This is a genomic window from Pyxidicoccus caerfyrddinensis (assembly GCF_010894405.1).
GTDB classification, from domain to species: Bacteria; Myxococcota; Myxococcia; order Myxococcales; family Myxococcaceae; genus Myxococcus; species Myxococcus caerfyrddinensis.
Genome location: NZ_JAAIYA010000053.1, coordinates 1 through 19,324 on the forward strand (window position 1 = coordinate 1; position 19,324 = coordinate 19,324).

15 protein-coding genes are annotated in these 19,324 nt (G+C 71.0%); 9 read left to right on the plus strand and 6 right to left on the minus strand.

The genetic code is table 11. The annotated features are described in order from the left end of the window. Together G4D86_RS50820 and G4D86_RS50825 are read right to left on the minus strand one after the other, a co-directional pair. Positions 1 to 256: condensation domain-containing protein (locus tag G4D86_RS50820; RefSeq protein WP_164001216.1), on the minus strand; the 256-nt coding region annotated here is incomplete at its 3' end. 262 nt (positions 257 to 518) lie between these two features. Further along, on the minus strand, positions 519 to 1,922 hold the full coding sequence (locus tag G4D86_RS50825; RefSeq protein WP_164002946.1) for an ELWxxDGT repeat protein: 1,404 nt from the start codon (positions 1,920 to 1,922) through the stop codon (positions 519 to 521). A gap of 201 nt (positions 1,923 to 2,123) precedes the next feature. On the opposite strand from G4D86_RS50825, the gene G4D86_RS50830 reads away from it, so the two are divergent. From G4D86_RS50830 to G4D86_RS50865, 8 genes are all read left to right on the plus strand, one after another. Then, entirely contained in the window at positions 2,124 to 3,584 is a 1,461-nt protein-coding gene (locus tag G4D86_RS50830) for a galactose oxidase-like domain-containing protein (RefSeq protein ID WP_164002947.1), read from the plus strand. A 44-nt stretch (positions 3,585 to 3,628) separates the two neighbouring features. Continuing rightward, positions 3,629 to 4,003 carry a hypothetical protein gene (locus G4D86_RS50835; protein WP_240360951.1) on the plus strand — a complete coding sequence of 125 codons (375 nt, stop codon included), beginning with the start codon at positions 3,629 to 3,631 and terminating at the stop codon, positions 4,001 to 4,003. A gap of 166 nt (positions 4,004 to 4,169) precedes the next feature. After that, positions 4,170 to 5,288, plus strand: a complete 1,119-nt coding sequence (locus G4D86_RS50840; RefSeq protein ID WP_164002948.1) for a polysaccharide export protein — start codon at positions 4,170 to 4,172, stop codon at positions 5,286 to 5,288. Next, complete coding sequence (locus G4D86_RS50845; protein WP_240360952.1) at positions 5,288 to 7,504, plus strand: polysaccharide biosynthesis tyrosine autokinase; 2,217 nt, start codon at positions 5,288 to 5,290, stop codon at positions 7,502 to 7,504. Before G4D86_RS50840 ends, G4D86_RS50845 begins: the two co-directional genes overlap by 1 nt. An 18-nt stretch (positions 7,505 to 7,522) precedes the next feature. Continuing rightward, positions 7,523 to 8,779: an O-antigen ligase family protein gene (locus G4D86_RS50850; protein ID WP_164002949.1), complete on the plus strand. Its 1,257-nt coding sequence runs from the start codon at positions 7,523 to 7,525 to the stop codon at positions 8,777 to 8,779. Between the two features lies 1 nt (position 8,780). Then, a complete protein-coding gene (locus tag G4D86_RS50855; protein WP_164002950.1) occupies positions 8,781 to 9,998 on the plus strand; it encodes a glycosyltransferase family 4 protein in 1,218 nt (405 codons plus the stop codon). Further along, positions 9,995 to 11,311: a lipopolysaccharide biosynthesis protein gene (locus G4D86_RS50860; RefSeq protein ID WP_164002951.1), complete on the plus strand. Its 1,317-nt coding sequence runs from the start codon at positions 9,995 to 9,997 to the stop codon at positions 11,309 to 11,311. The genes G4D86_RS50855 and G4D86_RS50860 overlap by 4 nt, the downstream gene beginning before the upstream one ends. 126 nt (positions 11,312 to 11,437) lie before the next feature. Beyond that, a complete protein-coding gene (locus G4D86_RS50865; RefSeq protein WP_164002952.1) occupies positions 11,438 to 12,082 on the plus strand; it encodes a sugar transferase in 645 nt (214 codons plus the stop codon). On the opposite strand, the gene G4D86_RS50870 is transcribed toward G4D86_RS50865, so the two are convergent. From G4D86_RS50870 to G4D86_RS50880, 3 genes are all read right to left on the minus strand, one after another. Continuing rightward, positions 12,070 to 13,203: a DegT/DnrJ/EryC1/StrS family aminotransferase gene (locus G4D86_RS50870; protein ID WP_164002953.1), complete on the minus strand. Its 1,134-nt coding sequence runs from the start codon at positions 13,201 to 13,203 to the stop codon at positions 12,070 to 12,072. The two genes, G4D86_RS50865 and G4D86_RS50870, sit on opposite strands and share 13 nt — an antisense overlap. Positions 13,204 to 13,313: 110 nt before the next feature. Beyond that, the gene (locus G4D86_RS50875) at positions 13,314 to 14,528 is read right to left on the minus strand and encodes a glycosyltransferase family 4 protein (RefSeq protein WP_164002954.1); all 1,215 of its coding nucleotides are present in this window, start codon (positions 14,526 to 14,528) and stop codon (positions 13,314 to 13,316) included. A 149-nt stretch (positions 14,529 to 14,677) separates the two neighbouring features. Beyond that, the gene (locus tag G4D86_RS50880; RefSeq protein ID WP_240360953.1) at positions 14,678 to 15,955 is read right to left on the minus strand and encodes a hypothetical protein; all 1,278 of its coding nucleotides are present in this window, start codon (positions 15,953 to 15,955) and stop codon (positions 14,678 to 14,680) included. 207 nt (positions 15,956 to 16,162) lie between these two features. Here G4D86_RS50880 and G4D86_RS50885 point away from each other — a divergent pair, with 207 nt between their 5' ends. Further along, positions 16,163 to 17,113 (plus strand): GNAT family N-acetyltransferase, encoded by a 951-nt coding sequence (locus tag G4D86_RS50885; RefSeq protein WP_164002956.1) that lies wholly within the window; start codon positions 16,163 to 16,165, stop codon positions 17,111 to 17,113. Here G4D86_RS50885 and G4D86_RS50890 read toward each other — a convergent pair. After that, positions 17,092 to 19,035, minus strand: coding sequence for a nucleoside-diphosphate sugar epimerase/dehydratase (locus G4D86_RS50890; RefSeq protein WP_164002957.1), 1,944 nt, complete (start codon positions 19,033 to 19,035; stop codon positions 17,092 to 17,094). The genes G4D86_RS50885 and G4D86_RS50890 overlap by 22 nt on opposite strands. Between the last annotated feature and the right edge of the window lie 289 nt (positions 19,036 to 19,324).

Genomic DNA, 19,324 nt, shown 5'->3' on the forward strand with positions numbered 1-19,324 from the left:
GCTCGACGAAGGTGGTGCGCAGGGTTTCGTGGCGGCGCACCAGTTCGTTGAGGGCGGCGCGCAGGGCGGCGTCATCCAGCTGTCCGGAGAGGCGGACGGAGACGGAGACGTTGAGGGTGGCGCTGCCCGGAGCCAGACGCTCCTGGACCCACATGCGCTCCTGGGCGAAGGAGGCGGGGGCGCGCTGGAGTTGACGGTTCTTCTCGCGCAGCAGCTCGGCGAGCCGCGCGCGCTTCTGGTCAGGAGTCAGGGCCATGACGAGGTGTCTGGTTCTTTCGCGCTACGCACCGGATCGGCAGGTAAATGCCGACCCGGCGGGTCGCATTGACCCGCGCAGCGGTTGTTCATCGAGTTGAGGGACGTCAGGGACTAGAGCCATCCCAGGCCGTGGTGATGCAATGCGCGCTTCCGCAACGCTCAAGCGTCAGGATGCCTCATTGTCGCGAACTCGGTACTTCTTGCATACGGGCGGAACCCGCCTGCTTGGTTTGCGGGTTTCCTGCGCGAAGCGCGAGGCTTCAGTCGCATCGTCCCTGGGGACGCAACGGCAGGGCCCGCAGCTTCCGGACGCCGGTTCCGTCCCCGGCGGTGAAGAAGACGTCCCAGCCGGCGCGAGCGAACCCCTTCGGGTCCGAGCTCCGTTCCCCGGGCGCCAGCTCATCGAGCGGCACCGTCCCATCCGGCCTGCCGTTGCTCATCCACGGTTCGCGGCCACGACCCGGGACCTCGGCGCTGAAGAACAGGTTGCCTTGGATGGCCGCCAGCGCCTCGGGTGACGCACTGGCAGCTCCGGGCGCGAGGTCCGCGAAGAGGCGCGTCCCCTCGGCCGTGCCATCACTCACCCACAGCTCGCGCCCGTGCACGCCGTCGTCCGCGGTGAAGAAGAGGCGGGAGCCCATCGCCGTGAGGTTCCTCGGGGACGCGCCCGCCTCGCCGGCCCGGATGTCCTTCACTCGCTGCGTTCCCTTCTCCGTACCGTCGGTGCGCCACAGCTCCGCGTCCGTCCCCGCCTCCCCGGTGGTGGCGCTGAAGTACAGCTGCCCACTCATGGCTACCAGGTCGCGTAGCTCTCCCAGCTCGCGCACGAGCACCGGCGCGCCTCCCTCCGTCGCCATCAGGTGCAGCATCGGGTCGTGCAGGTGCCCCATGACGAAGAACAGGCGCCCGCCCACCGCCGTCAGCGACTCCAGGATGCCGCCCTCGGCGGGGACCCGGGCCACTTCGACGGCACCCGCCTTTCCATCCGTGCGCATCAGCGCCGTGGTGAGTCCCTGGAAGTGCGCGAGGAAGTACAGCGCGCCATCGCCGCCTCGCGTCAGGCGGTCCGGGGCGGTGCCCTCGGCGCCCGGCTCCAGGTCCTGGACCATGACGGTGCCCTCGGGCGTCCCGTCGCTGCGCCACAACTCGCGGCCGTGCTCCGGGTCGCTCGCGGCGAAGTAGAGCAGGCCGTTGTACGCGGACAAGGACTGGGGCTCGGAGCCCGTCGGGCCGGGCCAGAGGTCCTTCACCCGCCGGGTGCCTGCCCCGGTGCCGTCGCTCACCCACAGCTCGCGCCCGGACTCCATGTCCTCGGCGGCGAAGAACACCCTGTCCCCCACCCGGGTGACCTCCGAGGGCCCCTGGCCGGTCGGCCCCGGTGGAAACTCCCGCACCGGATGGGTGTCCGGCTCCCGCGTGCCATTGCTCGTCCACACGCCCGCGTCCGCGACGAAGAAGAGGGTACGGTCGCCGGGCACCATCTCCAGCGCGCCCGTGTCCGACTGCTGGGGGGCGGGCCCCACCGCGTGGGCCGCGCGCCCGCAGGGCATCCAGGGCAGGGACTCATCCGGAGGGGCAGGCGCCGGCGGAGGCTTGCCGCCGTGATGCGAGGAGCAGCCGGACAGCAGCGCGAGCACCAGGGAGAGCGGACACCAGCACCTCATGAGGTTCTCCTCGGCCCGAACGGTGGACGGTGGAAGCGGAGTCCCTCGCGTACCCGGGTGCAGGTGCTCTGTCAGTCACCCTCCAGTGACGGTCCTCATCACCGAGTCCACGCTTCCCCAGACCCGGGGTCGATTGGCACGCGCGCCCTCCCATCTAGGTTCTGCCTCTTCAACCGGCAGCAGCAGGGCTCGGAGGCCGCCATGTCGTGGAGACCCGTCTTCCCCCGGCCGCGGGGACTCGCGGCCTGGCTCGTCGGCTTCGTGGCGCTGGCGCTTCCCGCCCGGGCCCAGACGCCCGCGGACGTGGGGCAGTGGTCCAGCGTCATGACCTGGCCCATCACCGCCACCCACGCGAGCCTGCAGCCCGATGGCAAGGTGATGTTCGTCGGCGAGTTCGACGAGGGGAACCTGCCTCCACGGCGCTGGGACCCCGTCACCAACACCGTCACCTCGCTGCCGTTCCCCGGCTACAACATCTTCTGCTCCGGCCACTCCTACCTCTCCGACGGCAAGCTGCTCTTCACCGGTGGGCACGTGACGAGCGACGTGGGGCTCAACGACGCGAGCCTCTTCGACCCCTTCGCGTCCTCGTGGATCCGCCTGCCGGACATGAACGCCGGGCGCTGGTACCCCACCAACACCACGCTCTCCAATGGGGACGTGCTGGTGCTCTCCGGAGAGATGAACGGCAGCGGTGACATCAACACGCTGCCGCAGCGCTACCTGGCGGCCACCCGGACGTGGAAGAACATGACCACGGCCCGGCTCTCACTGCCGCTCTACCCGAAGATGTTCCTCGCCCCCAGTGGCCGGCTCTTCTACGCCGGGCCGGGGCGGGGCAGCCGCTGGCTGAGCACGGCGGGCACCGGCACCTGGAGCACCGGGCCCTCCAGCAACTTCGGCACCCGCAGCTACGGGCCCGCCGTCTACGTCGATGCCCGCGTGTACGTCATCGGCGGGGGAGACCCGCCCACTCCCACCACCGAGGTCATCGACCTCAACCTGGACGCGCCGACGTGGCGCTACGTGTCGTCGATGGGCACGCGCCGACGCCAGCACAATGCCACGCTGCTCCCCGACGGCACGGTGCTCGTCACCGGCGGCAGCTCGGGCAGCGGCTTCGACAACGCGAGCACTCCCGTCTTCCAGGCCGAGCTGTATGACCCCACCGCGAACACCTGGCGGCGGCTCTCGAGCAACACCGTCTACCGGGGCTACCACTCCACCACGGTGCTGCTGCCGGATGGGCGGGTGCTGAGCGCGGGCGGCCGCAACAGGCCCACCGCGGAGGTCTTCTCTCCGCCCTATCTCTTCAAGGGCCCGCGGCCGACGCTCGCCGCCGCGCCGGACACGGTGATGCCCGGGACGACCTTCACCGTCTCGACACCGGACGCGGCGAGCATCAGCAAGGTGACGCTCATCGCCCTCGGCTCCACGACGCACACGTTCGACATGAATCAGCGGCTCAACACCCTGAAGTTCACCCGTGGCACCGGGAGCCTCACCGTCACCGCGCCGTCCTTCAACAGCCGGGCGCCGCCGGGCTTCCACCAGCTCTTCCTCGTGAATGACGCGGGGGTGCCCTCGGTGGGGCGGATGGTGAGGGTGCTGCGCAGGCCCACCGTCGCGGCCGGGGCCCTCCAGGAGGAAGGGGAGCAGTAGCCTTCCACCGCGCGCAAGCCGCGGCGCGGGAGCCCTCACGCCCCATGCCCCGCTGGTGGCACCATCGGCCCCGCGCGGCGGCGGCCGCGTGGGAGGCCAGCGGAGGCGTGCGCATGACGGGGCCAGGAGCCAGGAGCTGTGCGGCATGCGGGCGCGCCATCGACGCCCGCGAGGTGTACTACCGCTTCAAGCTCGTCCTCGAAGGAGAGCAGGACGTGCTCGACACGTCCCAGGCCAGTGGGGGCGGCCAGGAAGAGGACCTCGACGCGCTCGTCCGGAGGCTGGAGGAGGGGCCGGAGGACGCGCGCGAGCTGGAGGAGCAGGTCCACTGGGAACGCGCGGGCGTGGTGTGCGCGACATGTCGCGCGGTGGTGGTGCGGATGCTCGCGCCTCCCGCCGGAGACGCCGGACCGCACTGACACCGTCGAGTGACCTCCGCCGCTGCCCCGGAGGGCAGGGCATCTGTTGCCCGCGCGGAGCGCCCTATTGCATGCCAGACACCGGGCCGCTCCCGTGATTGCGCGCGCGCGTCCGGCTCGGAAGATGTGCGGTTGGGGGCGGTTGGCGGTGGCCCGGAGACCTTCGATGAGGCGCATCCTGCTACTGACCGGGCTGCTGTGCATGAGCGCCTGCGCATGGGGACCCGGCATGCGCATGGACGAGGGCGCCTTCCGCGAGCGGTACGCCGGGAAGGCGGACGGGGGGGCCGACAATGCGTACGAGATTGCTCCCATCACCGCGAAGCTGCTGCTCGCGCAACTGGAGGCTCGCCGGAACGCGCCGCCCGCGCGGCTGGAGGATCCACTGGCGAAGCTGGCGGCGGACTACTCCTACCGGGTGGCCCCCCACGATGTGCTGAGCGTCATCGTCTATGACCACCCCGAGCTCACCATCCCCGCGGGCGAGTTCCGCTCCGCCGAGGCCAGCGGCCACCCCGTGGCGGCCGACGGGACGATGTTCTTCCCCCACGTCGGTGTCTTCCACGTCGCCGGCAAGACGCTGCCCGAGATTCGCGAGCTCCTGACGCAGCGGCTGGCCCCCGTCTTGGAGAAGCCCCAGCTCGACGTGCGCGTGGCGGACTTCCGCGGGCAGAAGGTCCAGGTCACCGGCGAGGTGGCCGAGCCCAGCACCGTCCCCATCACCGACGTGCCCCTGCGCGTGCAGGACGCCATCGCCCAGGCGAAGGGGTTCACCCAGGAGGCGGACCTGCGCGCCGTCGTGCTCACCCGGGGCGGGCGGACGGTCACCCTCGACGTGCAGGCGCTCTACGAGGAGGGGGACCTCCGTCAGAACTGGCTCCTGCAGGACGGCGACATCCTCCATGTCCCCGACCGGAGCCGGAACAAGGTCTTCGTCCTCGGCGAGGTCCGCAGGCCCTCCTCGCGCGTCATGGTGAAGGGCCGGATGACGCTCGCGGAGGCCATTGGTGACAGCGAGGGCTTCGACCCCGTGACGTCGAACCCGTCGAAGGTCTACGTCCTCCGCGGCAACTTCGACCGCCCCACCATCTACAAGCTGGATGCCGGCTCACCGGACGCCCTCCTGCTCGCCACCCAGTTCCAGCTTCAACCACGCGACATCGTGTTCGTCTCCGCGCACGACTTGACGCAGTGGAACCGCATCATCAGTCAAATCGAGCCAACAGTTCGTCTACTCTGGGAGGCGGTACAAATCGGAGACAGGACCATCATCTTGCAGCCGTGATGATGGGCCACTCCAGCGGCCGCAAGGCCTCCGCTCGCACCAGCACCGGTACCACGCCAGACGACACGCTCGACCTCGGTGCCCACCTGGGCATCCTGCTCGAGTACCGCGTGTCGATTGTGGCCACGTTCGTCGCCATGCTGCTGGGGGGGGCCGTCTACATGGCCTTCGCCACGCCCACCTGGCGCGCCAACGCCGTCCTGCAGATAGAGCAGGAGGAGAACAAGGCCGGGGGGCTCGAGGAGCTGTTGGGGGACTCCCCCGGCAAGGTCGCCACGGAGATTGAAATCCTCAGCTCGCGGGAGCTGCTGGGCCGCGTGGTGGACGCGCTGCATCTGGACGTGGTGGCGGAGCCCCGGTACTTCCCGCTGCTGGGGGCGAGGCGTGCCCTCGCGCATGAGGGGGAGGGCCTCGCCGGGCCCCCGTGGCCGGGCGTGGGCCTGGGAAAATACGCCTGGGGCGGTGAGCACATCCAGGTGGACAGGCTGGTGGTGCCACAGGCGCTGGAGGACGTCCCGCTCACGCTCGTGACACAGAAGGCCGGCGCGTACACGCTGCTCGGCCCGGACTCCGCCCCGCTGCTCGAAGGGCGCGTGGGCACTCCCGCCACGACGCCGCCGGACGCGCCCCGGAAGGTGGAGCTGCTCGTCTCCAGGCTGGTGGCCCGCCCGGGGACGCGGTTCGAGGTGAGCCGGCGCTCCCGCCTCCGGGTGGTGGAGTCGCTCCAGCGCCGGCTGCGCCTGAGCGAGAAGGGCCTCGGCACCGGCGTGCTCATCGTGTCCCTGGAGGGGACGGACCCGGAGGGCATCGCCGCGACGCTCAAGGCCCTGGTGACGGGCTACGTCCACCAGAACGTCGCGCGCAGGAACGAGGAGGCCGAGAAGGCCCTGGCGTTCCTCGACAGCCAGCTGCCCGGCCTGCGCACCCAACTGGAGCGCGCGGAAGCGGCGCTGAGCGCCTACCGCGCGGGGAAGGGGACGGTCGACGTCGACCAGGAGACCAAGGCCCTCCTGGACCGGCGCGTCGACCTGGACGAGGCCATCTCGCAGCTCGATCTGCAGCGCGCCGAGCTGCGCGAGCGCTTCACCGGGCACCACCCGAGCCTCAGGACCGCGGACCGGAAGCTGGCGCGGCTGAAGGCCGAGCGTCAGTCCGTCGCCGCCCGTCTCCGGGCCCTGCCTGGCGCGGACGCCGAGGTGGCCCGGCTCCGGCGGGACGTGGAGGTCACCAACGCGCTCTACCTCCAGCTCAACAACAAGGCCCAGGAGTACCGCGTCCTGAAGTCGAGCACCGTCGGCAATGCGCGCATCCTCGACGCGCCGGTGGTGTCTCGTGAGCCGGTGAGCCCGTCCCAGCCGGGCGTGCTCGCGGTCAGCCTGGTGCTGGGGCTGACGCTGGGCGTCGCGCTCGCCTTCATCCGGCGGGCCATCCACGGAGGCGTGTCGGCCCCCGGAACGCTCGAGGCCCGGCTCGGGCTTCCCGTCTTCGCGTCCATCCCGCTCGGCAAGAGCGCCTCGGTCCGGGCGCGGGGCCCGCGCACCATCCTGGCCCGGACGCACCCTCGCGACGTCGTCGTGGAGAGCCTCCGCGGCCTGCGGACCAGCCTCCAGTTCGCGATGAAGGACGCCCCCAACAACGTCATCGCCATCACCGGGCCGAGCCCGGGCGTCGGCAAGTCCTTCATCGCCGTCAACCTGGCCTGGGTGCTGGCGGATTCCGGCAAGCGCACCCTGCTCGTGGACGCCAACCTGCGCGGGGGTTGGCTCCACCGCTGCTTCGAGGCCGAGCGCGCCCAGGGGCTCTCCGAGCTCATCCTCGGCACGGCCGAGCCGGACGAGGCGATACAGCCCATCCCCGGGCAGCGCCTGTCCTTCCTGTCCGCGGGCGCGCTGCCGCCCAACCCCGCCGAGCTGCTCTTGAGTGACAGGTTCGCCGCGCTCGTGGCGTGGATGTCCGCCGAGTACGAGCTCGTCCTCTTCGACACGCCGCCCATCCTGGCGGTGACGGACGCGGCGCTCGTGGGCCGGCACGCGGGCGTCAACCTGCTGGTGGTGCGCGCGGGCGCCCACCCGATGCGGGAGGTGACCGCGGCCGTCAAGCGGCTCGAGCTCAACGGCGTCCACCCCCGGGGCGTCATCTTCAACGGCGTGTCGCGCTCGCCGAGGGGCCGCGCGGTGAGCGGCATCTACCAGTACGAGTACCCGACGGCGGGCTGAGCAAGGGGGAGCACTCGCGTGAGCTGGTCTCGGAGCACAGCCCTGGGCTTCACCGCCGCGCTCTACGTGCTCGCGGGCCGCTGGGCCTTCACCCGGCTGGCCCCCGCGGGCACCGGGCCGGACCCGTTCCAGGAGTTGCGGCTGTGGATTGTCATGGGCGGGCTCCTGCTCGCCTCGCTGGGAATGGCCCATGCCGCCCACCGGGGGCCGGCGCCGGGTGAGACGCGGCTGGATGCCGGGCTGGTGGCGGCGCTCGTGGCGTTCTTCGGGTACGTGTGCGCCAGCGCGGCGTGGGCGCCCGAGTCGAGGTTCGTCTCCTGGAAGCTCTACGAGGTGGTCCTGTCCGCCGTGATGACCCTGGGCTGCGGGCTCGCCGCGCTCCGCCAGCCGGCGGACCGCGTGCTGGAGGGCTTCTGGCTCATCGTCGTCACCGCCACGGGGCTCCTGGCGCTCGTCGGCCTGCGCCAGTTCCTGGGCGGCGGCGGTGGGGCGCGGCTGGCGGTGATGGGAGGCGGGCCGAACGTCTTCGCCCGCCTCATGGGGATGTTCGCGCTCGGCGCCCTGTACTTCTGGCGGAGGGGGGGCCCGACGTGGTTCTGGATTCCGGCGGCGGCCACCGGCGTCCTCCTCGCCATCCTCACCGGCTCGCGCGGCGGGGCCCTCGCCATCATCGCGGGCGTCCTCACCTTCCTCGCCCTGGGGCGCATTCCGCTGCGCCGGCTGCTCCTCCTGTCGGTGCTCGCCACGGTCGCCACCATGGCCGTCATCTCCTTCACGCCGCTGGGCAAGGCGCTGACCCACTCCATGGAGGAGCGGTTCCTCAAGCTGACGCTGAAGTACAACGACGGCGAGGCCGGTGAGGGAGGCGTGTACCTGTCCGGGCGCGAGGTGCTCTATGCCCGGGCCTACGCGCTCGGGATGGACGTGCCGGTGGTGGGCGCGGGGCTCGCGGGCTTCACCGCGCTCGGGCTGGGCGTCTACCCCCACAACCTCTTCCTCGAGGTGTTCTGCGAGGGTGGCGCGCTGGGGCTGATGTACCTGGGCGCAGTCTTTCTCGCGTACGCGCGCGCCGCGTTCCGGGGACGCCGCGGCCTGGACGCGGCGACGGTGGGCGCGGTGGTGCTGGTGCTGGTGGGCAGCCAGTCCAGCGGCGACCTCTACGACGCCCGCTCCCTCTTCCTCCTGATGATGCTGTCCTCGTGCACCACGGCCGCGAGGGAGGCGCCGGAGCGCTTCGAGCCGGAGTCCTGTGTCCATGCCGAAGGAGCGACCTGAAATGAAGATCATCTACCTGCACCAGTACTTCACCACCCCCAGCATGCAGGGCGGGACGCGGTCCTACGAGCTCGCGCGCCGCCTGGTCCGCATGGGACACGAGGTCCACATGGTGACCTCGGACCGGGCGCCCACCAATGAAGCGCGGGGCTGGCGCGAGACGGACGAGAGCGGCATCCACGTGCACTGGCTGCCGGTGCCCTACTCACAGAAGATGAGCTACCCGGACCGGATGCGCGCCTTCGGCAGCTTCGCCGTCGGCTCGGCGCAGCGGGCCGCGCAGCTCGGCGGCGACGTAGTCTTCGCCACCAGCACGCCGCTGACCATCGCGGTGCCCGGCATCGTCGCCTCGCGCTGGAACAAGCGGCCCATGGTCTTCGAGGTGAGAGACTTGTGGCCCGCCATCCCCATCGCCGTCGGCGCCCTCAAGAGCCGCCCGGCCATCTTCGCCGCGCAGGCGCTGGAGAAGGCCGCCTACGCGGGCGCCGCGCACATCGTCGCGCTCTCGCCGGGCATGAAGGCCGGGGTGGAGGCGGCGGGCGTGCACCCGAACAAGATCACCGTCATCCCCAACCTCTGCGACCCGGAGCGCTTCCACGTCCCCGCCTCGGTGGGCGAGGCCTTCCGGGCCAGGTACGCCTGGCTCGGCGACAGGCCCATGGTCGTCTACGCGGGCACCCTCGGCCGGGTGAATGGCGTGGACTTCCTCGTCCGGCTCGCCGCGGAGGTGCTGAAGAAGGACCCGGAGATCCGCTTCGTCGTCGTGGGGAAGGGAAGCGAGGAGCCCACGCTGTACGCGCTCGCGGAGCAGCTCGGGGTGAGGGACCGCAACCTCTTCTTCCTCCCGCCGGTGGTGAAGGCGGAGGTCCCCGCCATCCTCTCCGCGGCCACCATCGCCACGTCCCTCTTCACCGACGTGCCGGGCATGGAGGACAACTCCGCCAACAAGGTGTTCGACGCGCTCGCCGCCAGCCGCCCGCTCGCGCTCAACTACGGAGGCTGGCAGGCGCAGCTGCTCGAGCAGGAGGGGTTCGGCCTGTGCCTGAATCCGAAGGACCTCCCCGCCTCGGCGGCGCTGCTGGTGAAGCGGGTGCGTGACGCCCGGTGGCTCGCCGAGGCGGGGAAGAAGGCGGGGCGGCTGGGCCGGGAGCGCTTCTCCGCGGATGCGGCGGCCCTCCGGCTCGACGAGGTGCTCCGGAGCACGGTGGGCAGGGCATGACCCGGCGCCGGTCGGCGGGGAGGAACTTCGCGTGGACGCTCTCGGCCGGGCTCATCTACGCGTTTGCCCAGTGGGGTGTGCTGGTCCTCATCGCGCGACACGGCACGGTGGAACAGGTCGGCGAGTTCGCGCTCGGGCTCGCCATCACCGCCCCGGTGATGCTCCTGGCGCGCATGCAGCTGCGTGCGCTCCAGGCCACCGATGCGCGGGACACGTACGGCTTCGAGCACTACCTCGGGCTGATGGGGCTCAACGTGCTCGGAGGCGTGCTGCTCTGCTGCGGCATCGCCCTGGTGGCGAACTACTCCGAGAACGCCAGCCGCATCATCTCGTTGCTGGCGGTGGCCAAGGGCTTCGAGGCCCTCAGCGACGTGTTCTACGGCGCCCTCCAGAAAAGGGAGCGGCTGGTCCTCATCGCCCGCTCCAGCATCGCCAAGAGCGTGCTGTCCGTGGTGCTGGTGGCGCTCGCGCTCCGGGCCACGGGCAGCGCGGTGGTGGCCGCCGCCGCGCTGGGACTCTCCTGGGCGGGGGTGCTCTTCCTCTTCGACGTGCCCACCTGGCGTCGCGAGTTCGGAGGCAAAAGTCCCTGGCGCCTGCTGTGGCGGGCGCCCTGGCGCGAGCAGGGCCTGCGCCTGAAGGGCCTGCTGGGGCTCGCCTATGCGCTCGGCATCACCTCGCTGCTGGGCTCGCTGCGCCCCAACGTCCCCCGCTACCTGCTGGAGGCGCACACCGGCCAGGCCGGGCTGGGCGTGTACGCCGCGCTCGCGTACTTCTCGGCCCTGGGCGGCCGGGTGGTCCAGGCGCTCGGGCAGGTGTTGAACCCCCGGCTGGGGCGCTACCACGCGGCGGGGGACGCGCGCCGCTTTGGCCGCACGATTCTGGGCTTCACGGGTGGGTCGGCGCTGGTAGGCGTGTGCGCCATCGCCGGCGCGGCGTTGCTGGGGCGCCAGGTGCTGACGCTCTTCTATGGGGCCGCGTACGCGCGCAACAACGGCCTGTTCGTCTGGCTCATGATGGCCGCCGCGCTGGAGTACGTCGGCGTGAGCCTGCAGGCCGGGCTCACCGCGGCGCGGGAGCTGAAGGTGCAGATGGTGATGCTCGTCCTCTCCGTCGGGGTGGTGGCGCTGGGGAGCCTGTACTGGGTGCCCTCCGTGGGCCCCGTGGGGGCGGCCTGGGCCCTGTCGCTGGGTTGGCTCACCGAGCTGAGCTGTAGCGGGTGGCTCGTCCTGCGCGCGTGGCGGCGCCTGGGGCGCAGGGAGGCGAGCGGCGCTCCGCGGACGCAGGTGGCGCCCGGCGTGGACCAGGTCGCCTGAGCCCCCCGGCGGGGTGCCCCGGCGCAGGGGGCGCGACAGCCGGCCCCGCTCGCGGGCCGGTGGTGGAGGCGTGCGGCTGCGCACACCTTGTCATGCGACGGAACCCTGGCAACGGAGGACGGACGCATGCAACGACAGGCTGGGAAGGCGCTCCTTTTCAAGCAGTGCATCGACCGGGTGGCCGCGGCCGCGGGGCTGTTGTGCCTGGCCCCGGTGATGGCCGTGACGGCGCTGGCCGTCCGTGTCTCCATGGGCGCCCCGGTGTTCTTCCGCCAGCAGCGCCCGGGACGTGGGGGAAGGACGTTCCAGCTCGTGAAGTTCCGCACCATGCTCGAAGCGCAGGACGAGAATGGCCGGCCTCTCCCGGACGCGCAGCGCCTCACGCGCACCGGGCGGTTCCTCCGCTCGGTGAGCCTGGACGAGCTTCCGCAGCTGTGGAACGTGCTGCGCGGCGACATGAGCCTGGTGGGGCCGCGCCCGCTCCTCATGGAGTACCTGTCGCGCTACTCCGCCGAGCAGGCGCGGCGCCATGACGTGCTGCCGGGCATCACCGGCTGGGCGCAGGTGAACGGACGCAACGCGCTGGACTGGAAGCAGCGCTTCCAGCACGACGTCTGGTACGTGGACCACTGGAGCCTGGCGCTGGACGCGAGGATTCTCGGGCTGACCTTCCTGCGCGTCGTGCAGCGCCAGGGCATCACCCCGGAAGGCCAGGCGGTGATGTACCCGTTCCTCGGCAACGGCGCCGAGGCCGCGGCTCAGCGGCCCTGATGCACGGCCCTCACCACGTCGACCACCCGGTCCAGGTCTTCCGGCGTGAGGTTGGAGCCGGAGGGCAGGCACAGCCCATTTTGGAACAGCTCCTCCGCCACCCGGCCGCCCCGCCGCGCGAAGGCGGAGAACACCGGCTGCAGGTGCATGGGCTTCCACACGGGTCGCGCCTCGATGTCCTCCCGCTCCAGGGCGAGCCGCACCGCCTCGCGGTCCGCGCCGAAGCGCGCCGGGTCCACCGTCAGCGTCGTCAGCCAGCGCGTGTGACGCCCCCAGGGCGCCTCGGGCATGAAGGTGAGGCCCGGCACGTCCGCGAGCGCGCGCGCGTAGTACGCCTGATTCCCGCGCCGCGCGGCCACGCGCTCCTCCAGCACCCGGAGCTGCGCGCGGCCAATGGCCGCCAGCACGTTGCTGAGGCGGTAGTTGTAGCCCACCTCGGAGTGCTGGTAGTGCGGCGCCGCGTCGCGCGCCTGGGTGGCCAGCTTGAGCGCGTGGCGGATGAGCCCCTCGTCGGGTGACACCAGCATCCCCCCGCCCGAGGTGGTGATGATCTTGTTGCCGTTGAAGGAGAAGACGCCAGCCCGGCCCCGCGTGCCCGGCGCGCGCCCCTTGTACGTGCTGCCCAGGGCCTCGGCCGCGTCCTCGATGACCGGCACGTCATGGCGCTCGCAGGCCGCGAGGATGGGGTCCAGGTCGGCGCTCTGCCCGTAGAGGTGGACCACCACCACCGCGCGAGGCAGCCGTCCGGAGCGGGCGCGCGCCTCCAGCTCCTCCTCCAGCAGGGCGGGGTCCAGGTTCCAGGAGGCGCGCTCGCTGTCGATGAAGATGGGGGACGCGCCCAGGTAGCGGATGGGATTGACGGAGGCGGAGAAGGTGAGGGTGCTCACCAGCACGTCGTCACCCGGGCCCACCCCCACCAGTTGCAGGGCGAGGTGGAGCGCGGCCGTGCCGGAGCTCAGCGCGAGCGCGTGCGGCGCCCCGACGCAGCGGGCGAACTCCTCCTGGAAGGCGTCGACGTGCGGGCCCAGGGGGGCAATCCAGTTGCTCGCGAACGCTTCGTCGACGTAGCCGCGCTCGAGCCCTCCCAGGTGCGGCGAGGACAGGTGGATGCGCTGGGGCATGGGCATTGCTCCTGGGAAGGGGCCGGGGCGGCTCCGGGAGCCTGCTCACCGCGGGCGTCCCGTGCCCTGGGACGCGGAGGCGGGACATCTGTCCGCTTTCGTGGCGCCGCTCACCCGCCCAGGGCGGCGAGCACCCTGGCGGCCGCCGCGTCCCACGAGCGCTCCACCGCCGCGGCATGGATGCGCCGCTCCATGGCGGCACGTCCGGCCTCGTCGAGGCGCGCGGCCTCGTACAGCACCTCGGTGAGCTTGCCCGCGTTCAGGGGCAGCACGGACCAGCCCGCGCCCGTCTCGCGCACGTAGTCGTGCAGGTCCGGCGGCCCTCCGGCGATGACGGGGCGCAGGAAGGCGCGGGCCAGCTGCGCGGTGCCGCTCTCGTGGCGGATGTGCTCCTCGTAGAGGCTGAGCACCGCGTCCGCGGCCCCGAAGTACTGGCGGTGCTCTCCCAGGGGGATGAAGCCCGGGAACATCCGCACGCGCTGCCCGGCGCCAGTCTGCTCCCGGAGCGCCTGGAGCTGTCGGTACGAGACATCACCCTCCGGCCCGGCGACGAGCAGCTCCCACTCCGGGCTTCGCGCCAGGGCCTCGAAGACGAGCCGGTAGCACTTGTCGGCCCGCAGGGTGCCGAAGGCGAGCAGCACCTTGCGCCGCGTGTCCACGCCCAGCCCCACGCGGGCCGCCGCCCGGTCCAGGCGCGGCACCTTCTCCGGGTGGGGCGCGCCATACGGAAGCACCTCGACCTTGTGGTGGTAGCGCCGCCCGGGGTCGACGTTCTCGAACAGGTTCTCCCGCATCCCGGGCGCGTGGACGAAGGCCCGGTCCACGCTGTGCAGGATGTGCCGGGCAAACGGACGCGCGAGGAGCTTGTAGGCGGCGGCGACGGGCGACGCGTGCCTCAGGTTGAAGTTGGTGTCGTGGAAGATGCACACCTGCCGGTGCGCGCGGGGCGCTCGCGCGAGGTGCGCCGCCAGGGAGACGTACTCGAAGGCCTCGAACAGCAGCGGCGGCCCGCCCAGGTGGCGGTGCACGCGCTGGAAGTCCGTGAGCAGCCGCACCTGGTCCTCCAGGCGGCCGGCGCCCCAGGCGACATCCCCCCAGAGCCCCAGGCGCTCACGGAACGCCGAGCGGGACTCGACCACGGTGTTCCTGCCGACGGCATGCGAGACGATGGGCGTGGGATAGTTCCCGAGGCCCTTCAGCCCGAAGACGTGGACCTCCACGCCGAGCCGCGTGAGCGCCTCCCCCAGCCCGGTGAGATAGGACTGCTGGTGTCCGGAGAGCTGGAACGCGGCCGGGCTGAAGATGAGCAGGCGATTGGGTGCCATGGCGCCCGGAGTCCACAGCGCCCGCTGGAGGCCCACAACCGCCCTCCGGGGCAGGAGCCTTGATGCATAGAAGCGAATCGCCGGGCGGCGCGAGGATGCGCCGCCCGGCGACTCAGTGAATCCGACACCGCCAGGGACTTCGGCGGGGTCTACTGCCCCAGCAGCTTCGCGTTGAGCGCGCCCTGGGCGTAGAAGTCGATGTTGCTGCCGACCTTGTGCGCCTCCAGCCGGCGCTGCAGGTTGGCGTCGTAGCGGCCGAGCTTCATCAGGCCGTCGTTGAACCAGCCATTGCCGGCTCCGGAGCCGTCGACGTAGTCGGCGTACTTCGTGGCCGAGGGCCAGATGACGGAGTTGAACGTCGCCTTGAACTTGTTGATGTCGTCGGCCGTCCACTCCATGCCGGCGTCACGCGCCTCGACGATGAAGGCCATCATGCCGTTGGAGTGCGCCACGTCCTGGCCGGGGCGCGCGGTGGAGCCCCACACGGAGCTCCAGAAGTAGGACGGAGTCGAGGCGAAGCCCGTGCGCAGCTGCCCGCGCAGGGACGAGGTGGAGTTGGGCAGGTCGCGGTTGATGTTGTTGAAGACCTGCAGGTACGTGGCCTTGCGCGTGGCGTCCGTCGTCATGCGCGACAGGTCCATCGCCATGAAGGCCCAGTGCGCGGCCATGTGCGTGGTGCTGCGGTAGACGTTGGCGTTCGCCCCGCGCTTGTACCACTTGTCGAACATGTTCTTTTCCGTGAAGGCGAGCAGCTTGTCGTACTGCGCCTTGTAGGTGGCATTGCCATACAGCGCGGGCGTCTCACGGATGACGCGCAGCATGCGCGTCACGTAGCGCCAGCAATAGCTCTCGAACAGGGGGACTTCCTTGCCGAGGGTGTCCGAGCGCGCCGAGGCCCAGCCCAGGTAGGAGTCCTTGAACTGGCTCTTGGGCAGCGACGACGACACCTTGGCGTGGTTGACCACGTTGTTGACGTAGAGCAGCGCGCGGTCCAGGTACTGCGTCTTGCCCGTGGCCCGGTACATCGCGGTGTTCGCGTCGATGCCATAGGCCAGGTTGTAGAACTGCCAGCTGTCCAGCGAGTTGCTCAGGGGCAGATAGGTCCCGGTGTGCTCGGCGTTCCAGCGGCCGAGGAACAGCTGCTCCCAGGCCGCCACGGTGCGCAGCGGGGTGGTGGCGGCGGCCGTCGCGAGGGCCGACTCCTCGGTGGCCGGCGCTTCAGGGGAAGCGGGCGCAGGGGTCGGCAGTGCGGCCACCAACTCGGGGGCCGCTTCGGCGCCTTCGCCCGTGTCCGCCGTCACATCGGGGCCGACGGCGACCTCTTCACCATCGGGGGTCACGACCTGACCGGAGTCAGGGTCGACCATCTCCGCGTTGGGGTCGCAGGCCAGGCCGGCGATGAGGGCGAGGGACAGGAACGAGGTCATGGCAAGGCCACGGGTGCTTCGAAGACAGAAGTCGAACATCAATTGTGTCCTTGGGGGGAGTAGGCCATCGCTCGCGCGGATGGCTACCCTGCAATGGGAACGCCGGAGTGCGTTCGTTGGCGAGTGGAACGTGTGCAGACAAACCAAATTCCGACGAAGGCTCGCACCGCGAGGCACGGGCCGCCCGCTCGGAGGTGGTGCGAGCCGATGACGACGACGCAGCTGCGGGCCGTCCTGGTTCACGACCAGGGTGAGTCGGCACTGTCAGACGACTACTTCCGCTCCCCGCACCACCTGCGCGCCGAGGGCGTCACGCACAGCCTCGTCATCGACGGAGGCGCGAGCGGTTCGCTGCGGCTTCCGCTCATCGTGCGGCTCATCGAGGGGACGGAGCACGCCGACGCAGTCTCCCCGTATGGGTACCCAGGCGGGCGGGTGGACGGACTGAACGACGTGCCGAAGGCGGCGGTGGATTGGTGCGCCACCCAGCTCGTCAGCATCTTCGTGAGGGACCGCGTGACGGGCCCGCGCTGCTTCACCGAGGGCACGGCGCGCAACGAGGTGTTCTTCATCGACCCCCGCCTGCCCCTCGAGTTCCGGGAGATGCACCGCCGGCACGTGCGGCGCAACGCTCGCCTGGGTTTCGTCAGCTCGTACCTTCCGGTCTGTGAGTCTTCACCCGAGGAGCGGGAGGGCTTCAAGGAGGTGTACCGGCAGACCATGGTCCGCGACGGAGCGGCCTCTCGCTACCTCTTCTCGGACGCCTACTTCGACGAGCTGCTCTCCTCGCCTGCCGCCTGGCTCGTCACGACGCGGGCGCCGGACGGCCGTGAGGCCTCCGCCGCGGTCTGCGTCCACAGTGACGGCGTGCTCCACTACTACCTGGGGGGAACGGCGGACGCGTACCTCGCACGCTCGCCGTCCAAGAACCTCTTCGTCGCCATGTCCGAGCTGGGCGCGACGCTCGGCGTGCCCCTCCACCTGGGGGGAGGCATGCAGCCGGGCGACGGCCTCGAGGAGTTCAAGCGCGGCATCTCCAACATGAGCTCCCGGCTCTACACCCACGAAATCATCTGCAAGCCGGAGGTGTACGCCCGGCTGTCGGCGGGTGACGGCGACGGCGGGTTCTTCCCCGCCTACCGCGCGTCCAGGGGCTGAGCGTCGGAGTCCTCCAGCGGCCTCGCGGGCGTGTACGTGGGGATGAGGCTTCGCATCACGCGAATCACCGCGGCCACGTTGCCATTGCGCGCCGCGCGCTCCAGTTGCTTGAGCCGCGTCTGGAAGTCCGACGGCGGCGCGGGGCTGCGCGCCACCTTGATGTGGTTGCGCACCTGCTGGGTGCGCTCCTCTTCTTCACTGAGGAGCGTCTCCTCCAGCTTCTCGCCCGGCCGCAGCCCCGTGTAGACGATGGGGATGTCCCGGCCCGGCACGAGGCCCGCCAGGGTGATGGTGTTCTCCGCCAGCTCGGAGATGCGCACCGGGTCGCCCATGTCGAGGATGCACAGCTCGCCGTAGCCGCCCAGGCCGGACAGCATCACCAGCCCCACGGCCTCGGGGATGGTCATGAAGTAGCGGGTGCAGTCCGGGTGCGTCACCGTGACGGGGCCGCCGCGCTGAATCTGCTGCTTGAAGATGGGCACCACGCTGCCCGCCGAGCCGAGCACGTTGCCGAAGCGGACCGCGGTGAAGGCGGTGCGCGAGCGGGACGCGACGTCCCGGATGACCATCTCCGCCAGGCGCTTGGAGGCGCCCATGACGGAGGTGGGGTGGACCGCCTTGTCGGTGGAGATGAGCACGAAGCGCTCCACGCCGCAGGCCTCCGCCATGAGCGCGACGTTGAGGGTGCCGAAGACGTTGTTCTTGATGGCCTCCTCGGGCGCGTCCTCCATCAGCGGCACGTGCTTGTGCGCCGCCGCGTGGAAGACGTACTGCGGCTCATGCTCGCGGCCGACGCGCATCATCCGGTCCAAATCCCGGATGTCTCCGACGAGGGCGCTGACGTCGAGCTTGGGGTGACGCTCCTGGAGCTGGCGCACGAGCAGGTACAGCTCGTTCTCGTTGATGTCCACGAGCACGAGCGACGCGGGCTCGAGCTCGGCGACCTGCCTCGCGATTTCACTGCCGATGGAGCCCGCCCCGCCGGTGACGAGGATGCGCCGGCCGGTGACGAGCCGGCGCGTCTCCTCCCGGTCGAAGGTGATGGCCTTGCGGGGCAGCAGGTGCTCCGGGCTGAGGTCATGCAGCATCGCGGAGGTGATGCGCTTGTCGAGGTAGATGAAGGACGCGGGGATGAACTTGATGCGGACGCCCTGGTCGCGGCACAGCTCCAGGATGTGGCCGATGCGCTCGGGCGACAGGCGGGGGATGGCGATGAGCACCTGCGCCACCCGGTGCTTGCGCACCAGCTCCGCCAGCGCGCCAATGGGGCCGAGCACCGGCTTGCCGTTGAGATGGGTGCCGTGCTTCGCCCGGTCGTCGTCCACGAAGCCGACGACGTGCCAGGGGCTCTGGGGCGTGCGAAGCAAGTCCCTCTGGAGCAGGTCGCCCGCGCTGCCCGCGCCGACGATGAGGGCCCGCTGGGCGTCACAGGCCCGTGAGCGCCGCCGCTCCAGGTGCCACTGGTGCAGCAGCCGGGGGGTGAAGCGGTGGGCCCCCATCAAGGCCGTGGTGAAGAGGAACTCGATGGCCACCACCGCGCGGAACAGCCCGTCGAAGCCGAAGACGGAGCGGAGTGCCTCGAAGGCGAGGCTGGCGACCAGGTTGGCCGCGACGAGACGGCCGGCCTCGCTGAGGCCGGACCTCCGGTAGGACCAGCGGTGCAGGCCGAACGCGGCGAGCGAGCCCAGGCGCAACACGAGCAGCAGGGGCAGCACGTGCAGGAGGGCGAGCCGCCATCGTTCGGGGGGCAGCCCCCCGTAGCTCAGCCGCATCGCGGCGCAGAGCGCGCCCGTGGTCATCACCGCATCCAGGGACAGCACGAGCAGCGAGCGCAGCCGAGGAGAGGAGACGCGACTGGCGGCCCACCGTGTGTGAGGACGCCTCATCGTGGAGAGTGTGCCCGCATCCATGTATCGCGCCATCCGTACGCTCCTCCTTCTGTCCCGACGCTGGCGCTGAATGGTTCCTCCCAGCGTCGTTGGTTCGGCGGCTCGAAGCCGCATGAACGACGATTCTCGCGGTTTGAGAGTGGAGCCCGGGAGTGTGGGTTCCAAGCCACCCTGAAGCGCGTGGCCCTGGAGGCAGGCCATCCCTGGGCTGCCCCCGGACCGTCGTCTGGAAGGGCGGGTGCCGCGCGGCAGTCGACAGTCACCTGGTACCGGGGACGTTGGCGGGCGCCTGGGGGTGGGGTGTATCTGACTGGCGGGGGGG

Bases quoted from the DNA above. Each gene is read 5' to 3' on its own strand.
- G4D86_RS50880 (WP_240360953.1), bottom strand. From the start codon at position 15,955: ATGACCTCGTTCCTGTCCCTCGCCCTCATCGCCGGCCTGGCCTGCGAC.
- G4D86_RS50865 (WP_164002952.1), top strand. From the start codon at position 11,438: ATGCAACGACAGGCTGGGAAGGCGCTCCTTTTCAAGCAGTGCATCGAC.
- G4D86_RS50860 (WP_164002951.1), top strand. From the start codon at position 9,995: ATGACCCGGCGCCGGTCGGCGGGGAGGAACTTCGCGTGGACGCTCTCG.
- G4D86_RS50875 (WP_164002954.1), bottom strand. From the start codon at position 14,528: ATGGCACCCAATCGCCTGCTCATCTTCAGCCCGGCCGCGTTCCAGCTC.
- G4D86_RS50840 (WP_164002948.1), top strand. From the start codon at position 4,170: ATGAGGCGCATCCTGCTACTGACCGGGCTGCTGTGCATGAGCGCCTGC.
- G4D86_RS50890 (WP_164002957.1), bottom strand. From the start codon at position 19,035: ATGGCGCGATACATGGATGCGGGCACACTCTCCACGATGAGGCGTCCT.
- G4D86_RS50845 (WP_240360952.1), top strand. From the start codon at position 5,288: ATGATGGGCCACTCCAGCGGCCGCAAGGCCTCCGCTCGCACCAGCACC.
- G4D86_RS50825 (WP_164002946.1), bottom strand. From the start codon at position 1,922: ATGAGGTGCTGGTGTCCGCTCTCCCTGGTGCTCGCGCTGCTGTCCGGC.
- G4D86_RS50855 (WP_164002950.1), top strand. From the start codon at position 8,781: ATGAAGATCATCTACCTGCACCAGTACTTCACCACCCCCAGCATGCAG.
- G4D86_RS50885 (WP_164002956.1), top strand. From the start codon at position 16,163: ATGACGACGACGCAGCTGCGGGCCGTCCTGGTTCACGACCAGGGTGAG.
- G4D86_RS50830 (WP_164002947.1), top strand. From the start codon at position 2,124: ATGTCGTGGAGACCCGTCTTCCCCCGGCCGCGGGGACTCGCGGCCTGG.
- G4D86_RS50835 (WP_240360951.1), top strand. From the start codon at position 3,629: ATGCCCCGCTGGTGGCACCATCGGCCCCGCGCGGCGGCGGCCGCGTGG.
- G4D86_RS50870 (WP_164002953.1), bottom strand. From the start codon at position 13,203: ATGCCCCAGCGCATCCACCTGTCCTCGCCGCACCTGGGAGGGCTCGAG.